The organism is Methylobacterium sp. Leaf89 (assembly GCF_001422215.1).
Lineage (GTDB): Bacteria > Pseudomonadota > Alphaproteobacteria > Rhizobiales > Beijerinckiaceae > Methylobacterium.
Genome location: NZ_LMML01000029.1, coordinates 412382 through 431985 on the forward strand (window position 1 = coordinate 412382; position 19604 = coordinate 431985).

The following is a 19604-nucleotide window of genomic DNA, read 5'->3' on the forward strand; positions in this document are numbered from 1 at the left end:
GGGTTGTATCGTCGGGTGCGGCGCGACCAGGCACATCTCTGCGAAGCGCCACGAACCGCTCTCCGGCGAAGGATGCGTCATCCTTGCCCGCTACAGCGGTCCTGCAAGAGGCGGCACCGGCTCCCTGCGAAGCCGGATCGCGATGCGCGGAATCGAAGGCCGATGGTCGACGGCCGATGAATCCGCCCTTGCGCCCGACGCCTGACCACGAATAGTGTCAGGTTATGTTGACACTCGCCGACTCGCCGAGCCTCGCGACGACCCGGTCTCCCCGCCCGCACGCGGTGGTGATCGGCAGCGGATTCGGGGGACTGGCGGCGGCGGTGCGTCTCGGCGCGCGCGGCTACCGGGTGACGGTGTTGGAGCGCCTGGACCAGCCCGGCGGGCGGGCCCGCGTCCACCGCCAGGACGGCTTCACCTTCGATGCTGGGCCGACCATCGTCACGGCGCCGTTCCTGTTCGAGGAACTCTGGACCCTGTGCGGGCGGCGCATGGCCGACGACGTCACCCTGGCGCCGATACTGCCCTTCTACCGTATCCGCTTCCCGGACGGCGCCACCTTCGACTACAGCGGCGACCCGGAGGCGATGCGGGCGGAGGTGGCGCGGTTCTCGCCCGAGGACGTTCCCGGTTACGAGCGCTTCATGGAGCGCAGCGCCGCGATCTGCCGGATCGGGTTCGAGGAGCTCGGGCACGTCGCCTTCTCCTCGGTCCGCGACATGCTGCGGATCACGCCGTCGCTGCTGCGGCTGGGCGGTCACCGCTCGGTCTACGACCTCGTGGCGCGCTACATCCGCGACGAGCGCCTGCGCACGATCTTCAGCTTCCATCCCCTGCTGATCGGCGGCTCGCCCTTCCGGGCCAGCGCCATCTACTGCCTGATCGCCCATCTGGAGCGCCGCTGGGGCGTGCATTTCGCCATGGGCGGCACCGGCCGTCTGGTCGACGGTCTCGTCAAGCTGATCGAGGGGCAGGGCGGCACCCTGCGCTGCCGGGCCGACGTGGCCCGCATCGACGTCACCGCCGGGGCGGCCACCGGCGTCACCCTCGCCGACGGCACCCGCATCGCCGCCGACATCGTCGTGTCGAACGCCGATTCCGCCGAGACCTACCTGTCGCTGCTCGGCGGGGAGGGCCGGTCCTGGCACCGGGCGAAGCTGAAGGCCTCGTCCTCCTCCATGGGCCTCTTCGTCTGGTACTTCGGCACCAACCGGCAGTTCCCCGACCTCGCCCACCACACCATCCTGATGGGGCCGCGCTATCGCGAACTGATCGAGGACATCTTCGTCCGGAAGGTGCTGGCGCCGGATTTCAGCCTGTACCTGCACCGCCCCACCGCCACCGATCCGCTCCTGGCGCCGCCGGGCTGCGACGCGTTCTACGTGCTGGCGCCGGTGCCGAACCTCGCCGGTGGGCAGGACTGGTCGGTGCTCGCGGAGCCCTACCGCAAGGCCATCGCCGACAGCCTGGAGCGTTCGGTGATGCCGGGCCTCGCGGGTTCGATAGTGACCTCCCGCGTCACCACCCCGGCGGATTTCGCCGGCGACTTCCTCAGCTTTCGCGGCTCCGGCTTCGGCCTGGAACCCGTGCTGACGCAGTCGGCCTGGTTCCGGCCGCACAACGCCTCGTCGGCGTTCCGCAATCTCTACCTCGTCGGCGCGGGCACCCATCCGGGTGCCGGGCTTCCCGGCGTCCTGTCCTCGGCCAAGGTTCTCGACACGGTGGTGCCGGATGCGCGTCTCTTCGCCTGAAATCGTTCGGCCCGCCCGCCCGTTCTTCGACGCCGTCCGGCGCGAACCGGAGCGGCCGCCGCTCTGGGCGATTCCCCATGCGGATGCCGCAGACCATGCCGCCTGCCGGGCCGCGATCCGGGACGGCTCGCGCAGCTTCTTTGCCGCCTCCGCCCTGCTGCCGGCCCGGGTTCGGCGGCCGGCCTACGGGCTCTACGCCTTCTGCCGCCTGTCCGACGACGCGGTGGACCATGCCCCGGCCCGCGACCGTCCGGCGGCCCTGGCGCGCCTCGCCACCCGCCTTGCCCGCATCTACGACGAAGCCCCTTCCGATTCCCCCGCCGACCGGGCCATGGCCGACCTCGTGGCCGGCCACACGCTGCCCCAGGCCCTGCCCGCCGCCCTCATCGAGGGGCTGGCCTGGGACGCGCAGGGGCGGCGCTACGAGACCCTGTCCGACCTCACCGCCTATGCGGCCCGGGTCGCCGGCAGCGTCGGCGCGATGATGACGGTGCTGATGGGCGTGCGCGACGCCGCCGTGCTCGCCCGGGCCTGCGACCTCGGCGTCGCCATGCAGTTCACCAACATCGCCCGCGACGTCGGCGAGGATGCCCGGGCCGGGCGCCTCTACCTGCCGCTCGCCTGGATGCGGGAGGCCGGCCTCGACCCGGACGCCTTCGTCGCCGATCCGGTTGCCGGCCCGGAACTGCGGGCGATCGTCGGTCGTCTGCTCGCTGTCGCCGATTCGCTCTACGCCCGGGCCGAGGCGGGCATCCCCGGGCTGCCCCTCGATTGCCGGCCCGCCATCCGTGCCGCCCGCCTGATCTACGCCGAGATCGGCCGCGACCTCGAGCGTGGCGGCCTCGACCCGGTCGCCACCCGCGCCCGCGTTCCCGGCCGGCGAAAGGCCGCCCTGATGGCCCGGGCCCTCCTGCCCCTGGCCGCCGCGCCGGGCCTGATCGGGCGAGACCTTGCCGAGCCGGCCCTGGCCGAGACCGCCTTCCTGGTGGAGGCCGTGGCCGCCCAGCCCATGCCGGTGCCGACGGCCTGGTGGAACGTCCCCGCCCAGGCGGCCCGGGTCCTCGACCTCGTCGAGACCCTTCGCGCGCGCGAGGCCGCGCTGCCGGCCGGCCCATGACGGACCCGCTCTTCGCCGCCTTCGACATCGGTCTCGTCTTCGCGCTCGCCCTCGGGCTGGCGACCTGGCAGCTCGTCGTCCTGAAGCGCGGCATCCGGCGCGACCGGGCGGCGGCCCAGCGCGCGGTGGCCGAGCGGGCGAAGGACCCGCCGGCCTGATCCGTTTCAGCGCGTCCGGCGCGGCATCCGGAACGGAAGCATCAGCCGGACCAGCGGGTGACGGAAACGCGCGAGCGACAGGCTCTCGTGAACCGGGCGCACCGCCTCGCCGCGCAGGGTCGAGCGTAACCACGAGCGCGCATAGAACGGCGTGTCCTCGAAGGTCCGCGCGACCTCGACACGCGCATCGTCGCTGCGCGTCTCGCGCGGCATGCGCCAGAACCGCGTCGGCGGCAGCGCGACACGCCGCGGCGGATCGATGTCCCGGGGCGTTCCGTCGGCGGCAAAGCACAGGGTGAGTTCCTGCCGGGTGCCGTCCGTCCGGTTCACGTCGTACAGGATCGCGGCCCCGTCGCGCAGGTCGGCACGGCACCAGGTCCAATCGCGAAATGCGGCCTCCAGCGACGTGTCGCCGTGGTTGGTGTCGAAGTAGGCGGTTCCGCGCCAGGCGATCCCGGGCTCCTCCAGCGCCACCTCCACCGGCGAGGAGGGCGCCATCGGCCACCAGCGGTGCTGGCCCCGCGCGTCGAGGGTGCAGGGGCCCGGCGTGAAGCCGCCCGGGCGCAGGCGCACCGTCCCCCGGACCCGCGAGGGGATCGGCGCCGTCACCTCGTCGAGGCGGATCGTCAGGGTTGTGCCGTCCCAGGACAGGCCGCTCGGGCCGATCCGGATGTGGTCCGCATCCCGGTAGAGGCTCGCACGGCCCCGCTCGGTCATGCAGAAGCGGTTGGCCCGCTCCCCGTAGAGCACGACGTTGACGGCGCAGTGATCGAAGGGGTCGCGGGCGGGGTCCCAGGCATAATAGGGCGAGAACACGCTGCCGATGAAGGCGATGATGGTCAGGCCCTGGCGGCCGTCCTCGCTCAGGGCATCGACGTACCACCAGACGTAGCCGTCGCGATCCACCCGCGTATCGAAGCGCGGGCGCCGCTCCGGTCCCGCAGCAGGCTGTCCGCCGCGATCCGCCCGGACTGCGCCGCCATCGGCACCCCCGGTCCCGGATGGACGCTCCCCCCCGCGAGGTAGAGGCCCGGAATCCGCGTGCGGGCGCCCGGGCGCTTGAACGAGGCCATCCAGCCGTGGGACGCCCGTCCGTAGAGGGCGCCCGCCGATCCCGGGAACAAGCGCGCGAACTCCGCCGGGCCCGTCGTCACCGAATCCGCCGTCTCCGAGAGGGTCAATCCGCTCGCGCTCAGGCGCCGCCGCATCGTGGTCACGCATGTCTTGATCTCCGAGGGGCTGAAGGTCCGGGCCGGGGCATTGACGAGGCAGAGCAGGCGCTCGAGCCGTCCTGACGGCACGTTCGCGTCGGTGCGATCCTGCGCGCAGACGTAGACGGTGGGATCGTCCGGCAGATGCCCGGCACGGATGCGCGCGAACTCCGCGGCGTAGTCGCCCGAGAAGAACACTGTGTGCCGCGAGAGCGGAAAGCCTTCGGCGCGGGCCTGCGCGCAGAGCGTGACCGCCGAGAGCGACCGCTCGAAGGCCGGGACGGTCTCGGCCGCCCAGGCGGCGTCGCGTCCGAGCAGGCCGTCGGCCAGGGCCGCCACATCGGCATTGCTGATGACGGCATCCGCGGTCAGCCGCTCGCCGTCGTCGAGATCGACGCCGACGACGCGGCCGCCCTGCACGGCGATGCCCCGCGCAGCCGTCCCGTAGCGGAATCCGGCGCCGCGCTCCGCCGCCAGATCGGCGACCGCGGCGGCAAGGCGGCTGAGGCCACCGGCCACGTGCCAGACGCCCTGGCTCTCCACATGGGCCACCAGCATCAGGGTCGCGGGGGCCGCGAAGGGCGACGAGCCGCAATAGGTCGCGTAGCGGCCGAAGAGCTGGCGCAGGCGCGGGTCTTCGAAGTAGTCGCCCAGCGCGCGCCACAGGGTCGTGAAGGGCTGGATTCGCCAGAGGTCGCCCAGTCCCGAGAGGCCGGCCCGGCGGGTCAGATCGATCGGGCTCGGGCGCTCGCCACGAATGAAGGGCCCCTCCAGGGTGGCGTAGACCTCGGCCGCCCGGGCGCGGAACCGGCGGTATCCGTCGCGCTCGCGTGCCCCGGCGAAGTCCGCGATGGCCGTCTCGGAGGCGTCCGGATCGGCGTGGAGGTCGAGCTGTTCGCCCGGTCCCCAGGCGTGGCGGGCCAGGATCGCGGCCGGCTCCAGCCCGACATGGGCGGCGAGATCCGCACCGCATTCGGCAAAGATCTCCTCGAAGACCCAGCGCATCGTGAACACGGTCGGACCGGCATCGACCGCCGCCTCGCCCACCGGCACGCGTCGCATCTTGCCGCCCGGCCGCTGCGCCCGCTCCAGCACCGTCACGTCGAGGCCCGCATGGGCGAGTCGCAGGGCCGCCACCAGACCTCCGATCCCCGCGCCGATGATGACGATCTTCACGTGGTTCCCTCCCGTCAAGTAAATCTGACTTGACGACTGTCAACAAATACTGACACTTTCGATGTCCAAGAACAAGCGGCATGGGAGTTACGGCCAATGGACGCCAACCGTCGCATCGAGCAGGCGCTCGACGCCGCCGTTTCCCACCTGGAAGCACCCGGAGCGCCGCCACGACTCGCGGAGTCGATCCGCTACGCCGTCTTCCCCGGCGGACACCGGATCCGCCCCCGCCTGTGCCTGTCGGTGGCGCGCGCCTGCGGTGACGACGATCCGGCAGCCTCGGACGCGGCTGCCGCCGCCATCGAACTTCTGCACTGTGCCTCCCTGGTCCACGACGATCTGCCGTGCTTCGACGACGCGCCCCTTCGGCGCGGCCAGCCGTCCGTCCATGCGGCCTTCGGCGAGCCCCTGGCGGTGCTGACGGGCGACGCCCTCATCGTGTCCGCCTTCGAGACGCTGGCGCGCGGCGCCGCCCGGAATCCGAAGCGGCTCGCCGCCCTGGTCGGCCTCGTTGCCCGGGCGGCCGGTTCGCCCTCCGGGATCGCCGCCGGCCAGGCCTGGGAGTCCGAGCCGACCGTGGCGTTGACCGAGTATCAACAGGCCAAGACCGGGGCCCTGTTCGCCGCCGCGACGGTCACGGGGGCCGCCGCGGCGGGCGTACCGTCGCTCCCGTGGCGTCTCCTCGGCGAATGCCTGGGCGAGGCCTACCAAGTGGCCGATGATCTGCGCGACGTCGCCTGCCGTCAGGAGGAGGTCGGCAAGCCCGTCGGCCGCGACTCGACCCTCGGTCGCCCGAACGCCGCCGCCCTCCTCGGGATGAGCGGGGCGCTCACGCGCCTGAAGCGCCTGGTGCGCGAGGCCGTCGACGTCATTCCGGATTGTCCGGGAGCCGAGACGCTCCGCGCCGAGATCGAGGCGCAGACGCGGCTCTTCCTGCCGGCGAGCCTGGCACGGGAGTTGGCGTAAGGTGGCGCGCGGCGCCACCCTCGATCCACCGGCCCGGGCCGGCGCCGGTGGCCTTCGGGCGCGCTGGTTCGCGTTACGGGCCCGCCTCGTCGCCGATCCGCGATTCCAGCGCTGGGCGGCCGGCTTTCCCCTGACGCGGCGGATCGCCCAGGCGCGGACGCGCGCCCTGTTCGATCTCTGCGCGGGCTTCACCTATTCGCAGACCCTGTTCGCCTGCGTTCGGCTCGATCTCTTCGGCATGCTGTCGGAGGGTCCGGTGCCGGAAGCGGCGCTCGCCCACCGGATGGGGCTCGCGCCCGAGGCCGGGACGCGTCTGCTCAAGGCCGCGGCCTCCCTCGGGTTGATCCGCCGGCTGCCGGACGGCCACTGCCTCCTGGCCGATCTCGGCGCCGCCCTGGTGGGGAACCCCGCGATCGGCCGGATGATCGAGCACCACGCGCTGCTCTATGAGGACCTGCGCGACCCCGTGGCCCTCCTGCGGGGCGAGGCGGGACCGACCCGTCTCGCCGGGTACTGGCCCTATGCGTCCGGAGACGGGCCCGATCTGCAGGGCGACGCGGTTGCGTCCTACAGCGGGCTGATGTCGGCCTCCCAGGCGCTGATCGCGGAGGATCTCCTCGAGGCCTACCCGATGCGGCGCCACCGCTGCCTCATGGATGTCGGCGGCGGCGAGGGCGCCTTCCTGGCGGCGGCCGGCCGCGTCGCGCCGGACCTTCAGCTCAGGCTCTTCGACCTGCCGGCGGTGGCCGATCGCGCCGAGGAGCGCATGATGCGCGACGGGCTCGCGGGCCGCTTCGAGGCCTTCGGCGGCAGCTTCCGGACGGACCCGCTACCGCCCGGCGCCGACGCGATCACCCTGGTGCGGGTGGTGCACGATCACGACGACGCAACCGTCCGCATCCTGCTCGCGGCGGTACGCGAAGCGCTTCCCCCCGGCGGGCGTCTCATCCTCGCCGAGCCCATGAGTGGCACGCCCGGCGGCGAGCCCATCACGGACGCCTATTTCGGCCTCTACCTTCTCGCGATGGGCAGCGGGCAGTGCCGCTCCGCGCAGGAACTCAGGGCGCTTCTCTCCGAAGCAGGCTTCCGGCGCACCGTCGAGGTCGCAACGCGCCGTCCCCTGCTGACGCGCCTGTTGGTGTCAACGCGATAAGCCACGTCTGGTGTAAGTTTGTCTTGACGTTTAAAAGTGTCTATCTAGGATGACATAAGGGTTCGGGGTTGAACGGACCGAGTCGTTGGATGGGGGGAGGGCAGGCGCGATGCAGACAGATGCCGTCGTCCTCCGCGATCCCGGTCGGATCAGCCTGGAATGCCTGGCTCTCGATGCTCCCACGGCGGCCGATGCCGTCGTGGCGATCCGCTGGAGCGGCATCAGCACAGGAACCGAGCGCCTGCTCTGGTCGGGCCGGATGCCGTCGTTTCCCGGCATGGGCTACCCGCTGGTGCCCGGCTACGAGTCCGTGGGCGAGGTCGTCGAGGCCGGGGTCGCGAGTGGCGTCCGGGTCGGGCAGACGGTGTTCGTCCCCGGCGCGCGATGCTTCGGTCCGGTCCGCGGATTGTTCGGCGGGGCCGCGTCCCACCTCGTCAGCGCCGGCGAGCGCCTCGTGCCCATCGACGGCGCGTGGGGCGAGCGCGGAACCCTGATCGCCCTGGCCGCTACCGCGCGGCACGCCCTGGCGGGGATCGACCTGCGCCAGCCGCTCCTCGTCATCGGCCACGGTGTCCTCGGCCGCCTCGTCGCGCGGATCGCCCAGGCCCTCGGGGGGACGCCGCAGGTTTGGGAGACCAACCCGGTGCGGCGCGCGAGCGAGGGTCCCTATCCCGTCCTCGCTCCGGACGACGATGCGCGGCGCGACTACGCCACGATCCTCGATGTCAGCGGCGATTCCACGATCCTCGATACGGGGATCGCGCGCCTCGCGCCCGGTGGCGAGGTCGTTCTCGCCGGGTTCTACGAAGACCGCCTCGGCTTCGCCTTCGCGCCGGCCTTTCTCCGGGAAGCCCGGATCCGCGTCGCCGCCCAGTGGCGGCCGGAGGATCTCGCCGCGACCCTCGCGCTCATCGCCGAGGAGCGCCTCTGCCTCGACGACCTCGTCACCCATCGGCGCCCGGCCGCGGACGCACCGGACGCCTATCGCACGGCCTTCGGCGACGCCGGATGCCTGAAGATGATCCTGGATTGGAGAGCCGCATGAACATCCAGCTGAAGGCCACGCAGCTGAACGGCGGCGCCCTGACGGCTTCCGAGACCCTTCGCGCCGAGGCCGGCATCGAGCCGGATCCCGTGCCGGTGGCCGCCTCCAAGGAGACGCAGATCATCGCGATCTACGGCAAGGGCGGCATCGGCAAGTCGTTCACCCTCGCCAATCTCAGCTACATGATGGCCCAGCAGGGCAAGAAGGTCCTGCTGATCGGCTGCGACCCGAAGAGCGACACGACCTCGCTGCTGTTCGGCGGACGCGCCTGCCCGACGATCATCGAGACGTCGACCAAGAAGAAGCTCGCCGGTGAGCAGGTCGCGATCGGCGACGTCTGCTTCAAGCGCGACGGCGTCTACGCCATGGAGCTCGGCGGCCCCGAGGTCGGGCGAGGCTGCGGCGGGCGCGGCATCATCCACGGCTTCGAATTGCTGGAGAAGCTCGGCTTCCACGAATGGGGCTTCGACTACGTCCTTCTCGACTTTCTCGGAGACGTGGTCTGCGGCGGCTTCGGCCTGCCGATCGCCCGCGACATGTGCCAGAAGGTCATCGTCGTCGGCTCGAACGATCTCCAGTCGCTCTACGTCGCCAACAACGTCTGCTCGGCAGTGGAATACTTCCGCAAGCTCGGCGGCAACGTCGGTGTCGGAGGCCTCGTCATCAACAAGGACGACGGCACCGGCGAGGCGCAGGCCTTCGCGGCCGCCGTCGGCATCCCGGTCCTGGCCTCGATCCCGGCCGACGACGACATCCGCAAGAAGAGCGCGAACTACGAGATCATCGGGCGGCCCGAGAGCCCCTGGGGCTCCCTGTTCGCCGATCTCGCCCAGAACGTCCACGACGCGGCGCCGAACCACCCGACGCCCCTCAGCCAGGACGGTCTCCTCGGCCTGTTCAAGGGCGAGGCCGTCGGCCGGGGCGTCACCCTGGTGCCCGCCACCTTCGCGGACATGTGCGGCACGACGCGGGTCGTGAAGCCGTCCCTCGAAGTCGTCTACGACGAGGTCTGACGCATCATGGCCGTCACCCTCGACATCGCCGACCTCCGCGCCCGCCAGACCCTTCGCGCCGGCCATGAGCGCCCGGCTTCGACCCTGGCCCCCGTCGCGGCCCCGGCCGAGGTGGTGAACCTCGCCGCCGCGAAGGCGGACGGCCTGGGCTGCCACTCGGGCAGAGCGACGATGCGGGCGGCGGCCGAGGCCGCCGGCATGTCCGAGACGCTCGAGCAGCTTCGGACGGATTACCCCGCCGGCCCGCACGACCAGCCCCAGAGCATGTGCCCGGCCTTCGGTTCGCTCCGGGTCGGCCTGCGGATGCGCCGCACGGCGACGATCCTCTCGGGCTCGGCCTGCTGCGTCTACGGCCTGACCTTCACGTCGCATTTCTACGGCGCCAGGCGGAGCGTGGGCTACGTGCCCTTCAACTCCGAGACCCTGGTCACCGGCAAGCTGTTCGAGGACATCCGCGAGGCGGTGTTCCAGGTGGCCAAGCCTGCCGACTACGACGCCGTCGTCGTCATCAATCTCTGCGTTCCCACCGCCTCGGGCGTGCCCCTGCGCCTCCTGCCGAAGGCGATCGACGGGGTCCGCATCATCGGCATCGACGTGCCGGGCTTCGGGGTGCCGACCCATGCCGAGGCCAAGGACGTGCTCGCCGGGGCGATGCTGAAGTTCGCCCGCTCGGAGGCCGAGCAGGGGCCCGTCCAGGCGCCCCGCACGGGGCGGGCCGAGCGCCCGACCGTGGCCCTCCTCGGCGAGATGTTTCCGGCCGACCCGGTCGTCATCGGCGGCCTGCTGGAGCCCCTCGGACTCAGCGCCGGACCGGTGGTGCCGACGCGGGAATGGCGCGAACTCTACGCGGCCCTCGACTGCACGGCGGTCGCGGCGATCCACCCGTTCTACACCGCTTCCATCCGGGAATTCGCCGCCGCCGGCCGCCCCGTCGTGGGTTCGGCCCCGGTCGGCCATGACGGCACCGCCGACTGGCTCGACCGGATCGGCGAAGCCTGCGCGGTGCCCCGTGCCACCGTCGAGGCCGCCAAGAACCGGCTCCTGCCGATGATCCGGGGCGCGCTCGCCGCCAACCCGATCCGGGGCCGGATTACGCTGTCGGGGTACGAGGGGTCCGAACTGCTGGTCGGGCGCCTCCTCGTCGAGAGCGGCGCGGACCTGGCCTATGTGGGCACCGCCTGTCCGCGCACGCCCTATTCGGAGGCCGACCAGGCCTGGCTCGAGGCGCGCGGCGTCACCGTGCGCTACCGCGCCTCCCTGGAGGACGACCTCGGCGCCATGCGGGACGCGCGGCCGGACCTCGCCATCGGCACCACGCCGGTGGTGCAGAAGGCCAAGGCCCTCGGCATCCCGGCCCTCTACTTCACCAACCTGATCTCGGCCCGCCCGCTGATGGGCGTCGCCGGCGCCGGGTCGCTGGCCAAGGTCATCAACGCGGCGCTCGGCAACCGCGGCCGCTTCGATGCCATGCGGGCGTTCTTCGACGGGGTCGGCGAGGGTCATGCCGCGGGCATCTGGGAGGATGTGCCCAAGCTCCGCCGGAACGTCGCCTCGGCCGTGCGGGCCAAGCCCGCGCCGGGACAGTTCGAACACGCGCCGATCGGGGAGATGGCCTGATGCTCGTCCTCGATCACGACCGGGCGGGCGGCTACTGGGGCGCCGTCTACGTCTTCACCGCCATCAAGGGTCTGCAGGTCGTCATCGACGGCCCGGTGGGCTGCGAGAACCTGCCGGTGACCTCGGTGCTGCACTACACCGACGCGCTGCCGCCGCACGAACTGCCCATCGTGGTGACGGGCCTGGCCGAGGAGGAACTCGGCCGGCACGGCACAGAGGCCGCGATGAAGCGGGCCCACGCCACCCTCGATCCCGCCCAGCCCAGCGTGGTCGTCACCGGCTCCATCGCCGAGATGATCGGCGGCGGCGTCACGCCGGAGGGCACCAACCTCCAGCGCTTCCTGCCGCGCACCATCGACGAGGATCAGTGGCAGGCCGCCGACCGGGCCATGGCCTGGCTCTGGAACGAGTACGGCGCCAAGCGCTTCGCCAAGAAGGGCATTCCGGCCCGGCCCGCCCGCAGCGAGGGCGTGAAACCGCGGGTGAACCTGATCGGGCCGGCCTACGGCACCTTCAACATGCCCTCGGACCTCGCCGAGATCCGGCGCCTCGTCGAGGGCATCGGCGCCGAGGTGAACCTCGTGTTTCCCCTCGGCTCGCACCTCGCCGACGTGCCCGCCCTGGTGAACGCGGATGCCAACATCTGCCTCTACCGCGAGTTCGGCCGCCTGCTCTGCGAGGCCCTGGAGCGCCCCTACTTCCAGGCGCCCATCGGCATCCATTCGACCACGCGGTTCCTGCGCGCGCTCGGCGAGGCCCTCGGCCTGGACCCCGAGCCGTTCATCGCCCGCGAGAAGCACACCACGATCAAGCCGGTCTGGGACCTGTGGCGCTCGGTGACGCAGGATTTCTTCGGCACGGCGAGCTTCGGGATCGTGGCCTCCGAGACCTACGCGCGCGGCGTCCGGCACTTCCTCGAGGACGAGATGGGGCTGCCCTGCCACTTCGCCGTGGCTCGCAAGGCGGGTGCGAAGACCGACAACGCCGAGATCCGCGACCTCATCGCGAAGACCCCGCCTCTGGTGCTGTTCGGCTCCTTCAACGAGCGGATGTATGCGGCCGAGTCCGGTGCCCGGGCGGTGTTCGTGCCGGCCTCGTTCCCCGGCGCGATCATCCGGCGCCACACCGGCACGCCCTTCATGGGATTCGCCGGCGCGACCTACCTCGTCCAGGAGGTCTGCAACGCCCTGTTCGACATGCTCTTCCACATCCTGCCGCTGGCCCGCGACATGGACAGGGTCGAGGCGACCCCAGCGCGGCTCCACCGGGAGCTGCCCTGGGACGAGGCGGCCCGGGCCCGTCTCGACGAACTCGTCGAGGCCCATCCCGTGCTGGTGCGGATCTCGGCGGCCAAGCGCCTGCGTGATGCCGCCGAGCGCGTCGCGCGCGGCGAGGGCGGAGGCCGGGTGATCGCCGATCACGTCGAGCGCGCCCGCGCCGAGGCCAGCCTGGGAGCCGCCGCATGAGCGCGCGTCCCGGCCTCGGCGCCCATTCCTTTTCCGATTGGAACGGCGCGGCGCCGTCCAAGCGGTCGATGCCGACCCCGCGCGTCCCGACCCGGACGCGTCCCGCCGCGGAACGCCGAGAGGAGACCCATCCCATGCAACGTTCGCTCAATCCGGTGTCGCGCCTGCATCAGGACGAGGTCCAGTTCCGGATCATCCTGGCCAGCACCTATCCGTTCTTCCTCATCGCGGCGCTGGTGCAGCGCGTGATCCCGCAGGCCCGGACGGCGCTGCCGCAGCGGCGGCGCTCGGTCTTCGCCGAGGCCCGGGCGATGGCCGTCTCGGCCATTCCCTTCGTGTTCATGGGCTGACTTCGCCCTCGGGTCGAGGCGTTCCGCCCGCCCCCGATCGACCTCCCGTCCGAACAGGCGGGAAGGACCGCCGAGGCCGCTCCGCGCGGTCCGGTGACACCCACCGTACCCGGACGTGCGGGCGCGGCTAGCCAAAGCGGAGGTTTGACCCAATGGCCAATGGCATTGTCGAGAAACCGAGCAGCCTGTCCGGGCTGACGGAACCGGAAGCCAAGGAGTTCCACGCGATCTTCTTGACCAGCTTCATCATCTTCACGGCGATCGCCGTGGTCGCCCACATCCTCGTGTGGCTGTGGCGCCCCTGGCTGCCCGGACCGAAGGGCTACGCCGCCCTCGAGACGGCCGCCCAGGGCGTCGCTTCCCTGCTCTCCTGAGAAGGACCCTCATCATGCACAAGGTCTGGCTTCTCTTCGATCCGCGCCGCACCCTGGTGGCGCTCTTCACCTTCCTCTTCATTCTGGCGCTGCTGATCCACTTCATCTTGCTCAGCACCGACCGGTTCAATTGGCTGGAAGGTCCCAAGGCGCCGCGCGCCGCCAACGCGCAGACGCTGGTTCTGCCCACGATGCCCGCCTGACCGGCGCGCACCGCAAGCACGGATGATCGGCGGGCGGGCCCCAAAAGCCCCCCGTCGGCCATCGCCGACAGACGTGGTCGAGAGACGTGGTGGAGCGGGGAGGTCGCGATGGCGATGCTGAGTTTCGAGCGAAAATACCGCATCCGCGGCGGCACCCTGGTCGGCGGCGACCTGTTCGATTTCTGGGTCGGGCCGTTCTACGTCGGCTTCTTCGGCGTCACGACGCTGTTCTTCTCGGTGCTTGGAACGGCGCTGATCATCTACGGTGCGGCGCTCGGACCGACCTGGAACATCTGGCAGATCAACATCGCGCCGCCCGATCTGAAGTACGGGCTCGCCCTGGCGCCGCTCCAGGAGGGCGGCCTCTGGCAGATCATCACCTTCTGCGCTGTCGGCGCCTTCTCGTCCTGGGCCCTGCGCGAGGTCGAGATCTGCCGCAAGCTCGGCATCGGCTACCACGTGCCCTTCGCCTTCGCGGTGGCGATCTTCGCCTACGTGACCCTGGTCGTGATCAGGCCGCTCCTGATGGGCGCCTGGGGGCACGGGTTCCCCTACGGCATCCTCAGCCACCTCGATTGGGTCTCGAACACCGGCTACCAGTACCTGCATTTCCACTACAATCCCGCGCACATGTTGGCGGTGACGTTCTTCTTCACCACGACGCTCGCGCTCTCGCTGCACGGTTCGCTGATCCTGTCCTCGACCAATCCGGGTAAGGGCGAGGTGGTGAAGACCCCCGAGCACGAGGACACCTTCTTCCGCGACACCATCGGCTACTCGATCGGCACGCTCGGCATCCACCGGCTCGGCCTGTTCCTGGCGCTGTCGGCCGGCTTCTGGAGCGCCGTCTGCATCGTCATCAGCGGCCCGTTCTGGACCCGCGGCTGGCCCGAATGGTGGGGCTGGTGGCTCAATCTCCCCGTCTGGCGCTGATCTCGGAATAGGGAGGCTCGCGACACCATGGCCTACTACCAGAACATCTTCTCCGAAGTGCAGGTCCGCCCGGTCCAGCCGGACCTCGGCATCCCGGTCGACTCCAACAAGCGCTGGGGCACGCCGTTCAACTCCTACCTGTTCGGCCTCATCGGCAATGCGCAGGTCGGCCCGATCTACATCGGCTATCTCGGGGCGCTCTCCTTCGCCTGTGGCCTGATCGCCTTCGAGATCATCGGCCTCAACATGTTGGCGAGCGTGAACTGGGATCCGATCCAGTTCGTGCGGCAGTTGCCCTGGCTCGCCCTCGAGCCGCCCCGTCCGCAATACGGCCTGAAAGTCCTGCCGCCGCTGGCCGAGGGCGGCTGGTGGCTGATCGCCGGCTTCTTCCTGACTGCCTCGATCCTGCTCTGGTGGCTGCGGCTGTTCCGTCGCGCCAAGGCGCTGGGCCTGGGCTACCACGTGCCCTGGGCCTTCGCCTCCGCGATCTGGCTGTTCCTCGTGCTCGGCTTCATCCGGCCGGTGCTGATGGGATCCTGGAGCGAGGCCGTCCCGTTCGGCATCTTCCCCCACCTCGACTGGACCGCCGCCTTCTCGCTGCGCTACGGCAACCTGTTCTACAACCCCTTCCACATGCTCTCGATCGTCTTCCTCTACGGGTCGACGCTGCTCTTCGCGATGCATGGCGGCACCATCCTGGCCGTGAGCCGCTTCGGCGGCGAGCGCGAGATCGACCAGATCGTCGACCGCGGCACCGCCACCGAGCGCGCCGCCCTGTTCTGGCGCTGGACTATGGGCTTCAACGCCACCATGGAATCGGTCCACCGCTGGGCCTGGTGGTTCGCGGTCCTGACGACGCTCACCGGCGGCATCGGAATCCTGCTCACCGGAACGGTCGTCGACAACTGGTACCTCTGGGCCGTCAAGCACGGCGTCGCCCCGTCCTACCCGCAGGTCTATCCGCCGGTCGTCGATCCGCTGAGTGTGTCGCCCACAACCCTGCCAGGGGGAGCTCCATGAAGACCTTCTTCGCCGTCCTCGGAGCTTCCATCGCCTTCTTCCTCACCGTGGCGATGGTCGGTCTGACCGACTGGGACCGACCGCCGCTGGCGGTTCAACAGAATGGCTTTCGCGGGACCGCGATGGCGCAGGTCCACACCCGCGAAGCCGTCGAGGACACCCGGGACGCCAACCTGGCGCCGGCGCCCGCCGATCCCGCCGAGCCCGGCGAGGAGCTCGCCGGTACGACCTACGAGAACGTCCAAGTCCTCAAGAACGTCAGCGTCAACGAGTTCAATCGCCTGATGGCGTCGATGACCGAGTGGGTCAGCCCCGAACAAGGCTGCACCTACTGCCACAATACCGAGAACATGGCCGACGACAGCCTCTATCAGAAGAAGGTCGCCCGGCGGATGCTGCAGATGACGCAGCACATCAACAGTTCCTGGAAGGAGAACCACGTCGGCGGTGCGGGCGTCACCTGCTACACCTGCCACCGGGGACAGCCGGTGCCGGCCAATATCTGGTTCACCCAGCCGGGTCCCAATCGCCCGGGCGGCTTCATCGCCCGCAACAACGGGCAGAACATGGCCGCGCCGTCGGTCGGCCTGGCCTCGCTCCCCTACGACACCCTCACCGAATACCTCGCCGACAAGACCATCGACAACAACGCGATCCGGGTGAACGCGACGACGGCGCTGCCGACGACCAAGGGCAAACCGATCCAGGATGCGGAGAAGACCTACGGGTTGATGATCCACATGTCGGAGGGACTGGGGGTCAACTGTACCTTCTGTCACAACACCCGGGCGATCTCGAACTGGTCGCAGAGCACGCCGCAACGGACCACCGCCTGGCACGGCATCCGGATGGTGCGGGACATCAACGGCAATTACCTCGAGCCGCTGCTCTCGACGTTCCCCCCGAACCGCCTCGGGGCTCTGGGTGACGTGCCGAAGGTCAATTGCACCACCTGCCACAACGGGGTCAGCAAGCCCCTGAACGGTGCGAACGTCATCGACGCCTATCCCGAGCTCGCCAAGTTGACCGAGACAGCGAGCGCCGCCGATCCCAATCCGCCGGTCACCCCATCGCCCGTTCCGGATCAGCCCGCGATGCCCGTTCCGACGCCGCAATAGGCCGGCCGTCTCCCGATCGGACACGAAACGCCGCTGGACAGGCCTCCGGCGGCGTTTCGACGATCGGAGACGGTCCGCGACGAGTGACGCGTCTCGTCGCGCGGGACTACTTCTTGGAGGCCAGGTAGGCGATCACATCGTCGATCTTCTTGTCGTCGGGATAGCCGGCGAACACCATCTTGGTTCCCGGGACCTTCGCCTTCGGGTTCTTCAGCCACTCGTGCAGGTTGGCCTCGTCCCAGGTGATCCCGGAGCCCTTGAGCGCGGCGGAATAGGTGTAGCCTTCCTCCGAGGCGGCCTTGCGGCCGACGACGCCGGTCAGGTTCGGTCCAACCCCATTCTTGCCGAAGGCGTGACAGGCCTTGCAGGGTGCGAACGCCTTCTCCCCCGCCGCGGCATCCCCCTCGGCATGCGCGGCCATCGGGAGCAGGGCGGCAAACAGAGCACCGTAGATCGTGTGTCGCATGGGGTTTCCTCGCAGATCGTTCTGGTGGTGAAACCTAGCTAAAGCGCCGCTTTCAAAAGTAATGCGAACCGCAACGATTATCACGGCAACGTGATTGTCCTGGAGGGATTAAGGGCGGCGATCGTCTGGTTTGGCCAGTCGGGGGGCCTACCCTTAGGCCCCTGCGCGAAATCCATCGCCCCAGGTGGAGCCATGCCGGTCCAACCCGCCGACGTCTGCCAGTTCTTCCATCGCACCGGCTGGAGCCAGGCGCGCCTCGCCTGGGAACTCGGGATCAACCAGCCGCGGATCTCGCGTTTCATCAACGGCATGAAGAAACCGAACCCGGACCTCGTGCGTGTCCTGGATGCCTTCTTCGCGGCGGAGGCGCCGGCCCGCGTCGCGGCGCGGACAGGCGGCGGGCATCGGCACGGCCCTCCGCGCGGGTAGACTGCCGCTCTCCCGACACCGGCGCTGCCGGCATCGGATCAAACCGTCTTCGCGTCGGACGCTCGCCCGAAGCGCGCCGTCGCCTTCACCCGGCGAACGGTCGCCGAAGGTCCCGTGAGGCTCGTTCGCGAATGACCGGTGTCCCCCGCGGCGAAGGCCGGATGGTCCGCGCCGAGGACGAAACGCCAAGGGTGCCGGTCCGGTCACGACCGCGGCGCCTCCTCGGCACGATGGCGTCGATCGCCGCCGTCATCGCCCGGGTGACCGCGGGCTGAACGCCCGCGCGCCCTCGTCCCGTCAGGTCCGGGCGTAGGCGGCTGCATCCGCCACCTGCGCGGAGGACGGCGTCACGCCGGTGTAGCGGATGAACTGTTCGAGGCCCTGCAGGACCAGGACCTCGTGCCCGGTGATGCACGGCTTCCCGAGGCGTTCCGCCGCCGCGAGGAACGGCGTCCGGGAGGGCAGGGCGACCACGTCGAAGGCGATGGCGCAGGCGGCGATGGCCGCCTCCGGAAAGGCCAGGGCCCCGGCATCCGGCCCTTCCATGCCGAGGGGCGTGACGTTGACGAGGAGCGGGGCCGTGCGGTCGCCGACCTCGGTCGCATGGGCGAAGCCGGACCGCTCCGCCAGGGCCGCACCCGCCGCCGCATTGCGCGCCACGATCGTCCCATGCCGAAAGCCCGAATCGCGCAGGGCCGCCACGACCGCCTTGGCCATCCCGCCGGACCCGCGCACGATGAACGGCGTCGCCGGATCGATCGCGTACCGGGCCAATAGGGCGCGCACGGCGAGATAGTCCGTGTTCGCGCCGGTCAGCGTGCCGCCGTCGTTGATGATGGTGTTGACGCTGTCGATCGCCCGCGCGGACGGATCGAGGGTGTCGAGGAGGGGGATCACCGCCTCCTTGAAGGGCATCGAGACCGCGCAGCCGCGGATGCCGAGGGCGCGGATGCCGCCGATCGCCCCGGGCAGGTCGGTGGTCGAGAACGCCTTGTAGACGTAGTCGAGACCGAGCAGCGCGTAGAGCCGGTTGTGGAACCGCGACCCGAAATGCCCCGGCCGGGCCGACAGGGACATGCAGAGCGTCGTGTCCCGTCCGATCGGGGGACGCGCGGGCAGACCCGCCTCCGCGTTCTCCGCCGTCCCGCCCACCCTCAGGGCTGCGATCCCGCGAAGAGCTTCGGGTTCAGGGCGGCGAGCGCCAGGAGGGGCGGGGGCATGATGACGCCGGCGACACGCATGGCGCGCGCGGCCGCGCGGCAGGCGGTCTGGTCGTTCGCTCCGGCGGCGGCCTCGAGCTGCGCCACGACGGCGGGATCCGGCTTCGGGCTCGGCGCCGGCGCACCGGGCGGCGGCGGAGACTTTGCGGCGGCATTGGCCTGCGCCAGGACGGTCTTGCCGTCGCTGACGGGGGCCCGCGTGTCGCTGGTGGGCGCCTTGGTGTCGGTGTTCGTGGGCCCGCTCAGCCCCGACTTCTGCTGCGGGTCACCGCCGGCCGTGGAGGGCTGCCCGTCGCTCTTGCCGGAGGCATTGGAGACGGCGGTGGCCTGCTTGGGCGGCGTGGCGGCCTCCTGCTTCTTCTCCTCCGGCTTCTGCACGAACGCGATCAGTTCCTGGCACAGGTTCGCCGGTCCCTTCGCGGGCGCCGCCGCCGGGGCGGGCGCCGCATCCTGCGCGAAGGCTGCGGGCGCCGCGAGGCAGCCCGACAGGAGCAGTGCGGCGAAGGGCAGGCGTCGGATCATCTTCGGTCCCCTGTGGTCCGGGCGCTTCGTTCGTATCGGCGATCGCAGGATGGATCAGGACCGCTTCGGATGGGAGGGCTCGCCGGTGGCCTTGCCGTGAGCCGATTCCCCGGTGTCGTTCGTCTGCGGATCCCCGTTCCACTTCTCCCCGACGAGATTGGTGCCCGGCTCCGACACGCGGGCGCCCGACGTCGCGAAGGCCTGATAGGCGAACGTCTGATTGCTCGTCAGGGCGTACATCGCCACGACGCCGAGCCCGATGGCCGCGATGATGGCGAGGATGAAGGCTTTCATGG

22 protein-coding genes are annotated in these 19604 nt (G+C 70.6%); 16 read left to right on the forward strand and 6 right to left on the reverse strand.

From position 1 onward, the window contains the following. Nucleotides 1-224: 224 nt before the first annotated feature. The 3 genes from ASF18_RS17325 to ASF18_RS23815 are packed head-to-tail and all read left to right on the forward strand — an operon-like array spanning nt 225 to nt 3026. Nucleotides 225-1751, forward strand: a complete 1527-nt coding sequence (locus ASF18_RS17325; protein ID WP_056353385.1) for a phytoene desaturase — start codon at nt 225-227, stop codon at nt 1749-1751. Next, nucleotides 1732-2868, forward strand: a complete 1137-nt coding sequence (locus ASF18_RS17330) for a phytoene/squalene synthase family protein (protein WP_056353390.1) — start codon at nt 1732-1734, stop codon at nt 2866-2868. Before ASF18_RS17325 ends, ASF18_RS17330 begins: the two co-directional genes overlap by 20 nt. Further along, nucleotides 2865-3026, forward strand: a complete 162-nt coding sequence (locus ASF18_RS23815) for a hypothetical protein (protein ID WP_156394230.1) — start codon at nt 2865-2867, stop codon at nt 3024-3026. Before ASF18_RS17330 ends, ASF18_RS23815 begins: the two co-directional genes overlap by 4 nt. 6 nt (nt 3027-3032) lie before the next feature. Here the strand turns inward: ASF18_RS23815 and ASF18_RS17335 are convergent, their stop codons facing one another. Together ASF18_RS17335 and crtD are read right to left on the reverse strand one after the other, a co-directional pair. Next, nucleotides 3033-3932, reverse strand: a complete 900-nt coding sequence (locus ASF18_RS17335) for a carotenoid 1,2-hydratase (protein WP_200917628.1) — start codon at nt 3930-3932, stop codon at nt 3033-3035. Continuing rightward, nucleotides 3890-5413, reverse strand: coding sequence for a 1-hydroxycarotenoid 3,4-desaturase CrtD (crtD, locus tag ASF18_RS17340; protein WP_244472740.1), 1524 nt, complete (start codon nt 5411-5413; stop codon nt 3890-3892). The genes ASF18_RS17335 and crtD overlap by 43 nt, the downstream gene beginning before the upstream one ends. A gap of 96 nt (nt 5414-5509) precedes the next feature. Between crtD and ASF18_RS17345 the strand changes: the two genes are divergently transcribed. From ASF18_RS17345 to pufC, 12 genes are all read left to right on the forward strand, one after another. Then, complete coding sequence (locus ASF18_RS17345; RefSeq protein ID WP_056353397.1) at nt 5510-6379, forward strand: polyprenyl synthetase family protein; 870 nt, start codon at nt 5510-5512, stop codon at nt 6377-6379. A 1-nt stretch (nt 6380) separates the two neighbouring features. Beyond that, a complete protein-coding gene (locus tag ASF18_RS17350; RefSeq protein ID WP_056353401.1) occupies nt 6381-7532 on the forward strand; it encodes a methyltransferase in 1152 nt (383 codons plus the stop codon). 109 nt (nt 7533-7641) lie between these two features. Then, nucleotides 7642-8577: a chlorophyll synthesis pathway protein BchC gene (gene bchC, locus ASF18_RS17355; RefSeq protein WP_056353403.1), complete on the forward strand. Its 936-nt coding sequence runs from the start codon at nt 7642-7644 to the stop codon at nt 8575-8577. Next, the gene (locus ASF18_RS17360; protein ID WP_056353406.1) at nt 8574-9590 is read left to right on the forward strand and encodes a chlorophyllide a reductase iron protein subunit X; all 1017 of its coding nucleotides are present in this window, start codon (nt 8574-8576) and stop codon (nt 9588-9590) included. The genes bchC and ASF18_RS17360 overlap by 4 nt, the downstream gene beginning before the upstream one ends. 6 nt (nt 9591-9596) lie before the next feature. Further along, nucleotides 9597-11207, forward strand: a complete 1611-nt coding sequence (gene bchY, locus ASF18_RS17365; RefSeq protein WP_056353408.1) for a chlorophyllide a reductase subunit Y — start codon at nt 9597-9599, stop codon at nt 11205-11207. Continuing rightward, complete coding sequence (bchZ, locus tag ASF18_RS17370) at nt 11207-12673, forward strand: chlorophyllide a reductase subunit Z (RefSeq protein ID WP_056353411.1); 1467 nt, start codon at nt 11207-11209, stop codon at nt 12671-12673. The genes bchY and bchZ overlap by 1 nt, the downstream gene beginning before the upstream one ends. Nucleotides 12674-12807: 134 nt before the next feature. Beyond that, on the forward strand, nt 12808-13023 hold the full coding sequence (locus tag ASF18_RS17375; RefSeq protein ID WP_055956535.1) for a hypothetical protein: 216 nt from the start codon (nt 12808-12810) through the stop codon (nt 13021-13023). A 152-nt stretch (nt 13024-13175) separates the two neighbouring features. Continuing rightward, nucleotides 13176-13397, forward strand: a complete 222-nt coding sequence (gene pufB, locus ASF18_RS17380; protein ID WP_056273133.1) for a light-harvesting antenna LH1, beta subunit — start codon at nt 13176-13178, stop codon at nt 13395-13397. Between the two features lie 14 nt (nt 13398-13411). Continuing rightward, on the forward strand, nt 13412-13600 hold the full coding sequence (gene pufA / locus ASF18_RS17385; RefSeq protein ID WP_018043293.1) for a light-harvesting antenna LH1, alpha subunit: 189 nt from the start codon (nt 13412-13414) through the stop codon (nt 13598-13600). Nucleotides 13601-13708: 108 nt separating this feature from the next. Further along, the gene (gene pufL / locus ASF18_RS17390; RefSeq protein ID WP_055956014.1) at nt 13709-14533 is read left to right on the forward strand and encodes a photosynthetic reaction center subunit L; all 825 of its coding nucleotides are present in this window, start codon (nt 13709-13711) and stop codon (nt 14531-14533) included. Nucleotides 14534-14560: 27 nt separating this feature from the next. After that, a complete protein-coding gene (gene pufM / locus ASF18_RS17395; protein ID WP_056353415.1) occupies nt 14561-15553 on the forward strand; it encodes a photosynthetic reaction center subunit M in 993 nt (330 codons plus the stop codon). After that, nucleotides 15550-16671, forward strand: a complete 1122-nt coding sequence (pufC, locus tag ASF18_RS17400; RefSeq protein WP_056353418.1) for a photosynthetic reaction center cytochrome PufC — start codon at nt 15550-15552, stop codon at nt 16669-16671. The genes pufM and pufC overlap by 4 nt, the downstream gene beginning before the upstream one ends. 106 nt (nt 16672-16777) lie before the next feature. Here the strand turns inward: pufC and ASF18_RS17405 are convergent, their stop codons facing one another. After that, entirely contained in the window at nt 16778-17137 is a 360-nt protein-coding gene (locus ASF18_RS17405) for a cytochrome c family protein (protein ID WP_056219179.1), read from the reverse strand. A gap of 192 nt (nt 17138-17329) precedes the next feature. On the opposite strand from ASF18_RS17405, the gene ASF18_RS17410 reads away from it, so the two are divergent. Further along, nucleotides 17330-17566 carry a helix-turn-helix transcriptional regulator gene (locus ASF18_RS17410; protein ID WP_056353421.1) on the forward strand — a complete coding sequence of 79 codons (237 nt, stop codon included), beginning with the start codon at nt 17330-17332 and terminating at the stop codon, nt 17564-17566. 297 nt (nt 17567-17863) lie between these two features. On the opposite strand, the gene ASF18_RS17415 is transcribed toward ASF18_RS17410, so the two are convergent. Genes ASF18_RS17415 through ASF18_RS17425 form a run of 3 tightly spaced genes read right to left on the reverse strand, consistent with a single transcriptional unit; the run spans nt 17864 to nt 19602 of the window. Next, on the reverse strand, nt 17864-18718 hold the full coding sequence (locus tag ASF18_RS17415) for a shikimate 5-dehydrogenase (RefSeq protein WP_280138945.1): 855 nt from the start codon (nt 18716-18718) through the stop codon (nt 17864-17866). 2 nt (nt 18719-18720) lie between these two features. Continuing rightward, nucleotides 18721-19308: a hypothetical protein gene (locus ASF18_RS17420; RefSeq protein ID WP_056353424.1), complete on the reverse strand. Its 588-nt coding sequence runs from the start codon at nt 19306-19308 to the stop codon at nt 18721-18723. A 54-nt stretch (nt 19309-19362) separates the two neighbouring features. Next, on the reverse strand, nt 19363-19602 hold the full coding sequence (locus ASF18_RS17425; RefSeq protein WP_056219187.1) for a hypothetical protein: 240 nt from the start codon (nt 19600-19602) through the stop codon (nt 19363-19365). Nucleotides 19603-19604: the final 2 nt, after the last annotated feature.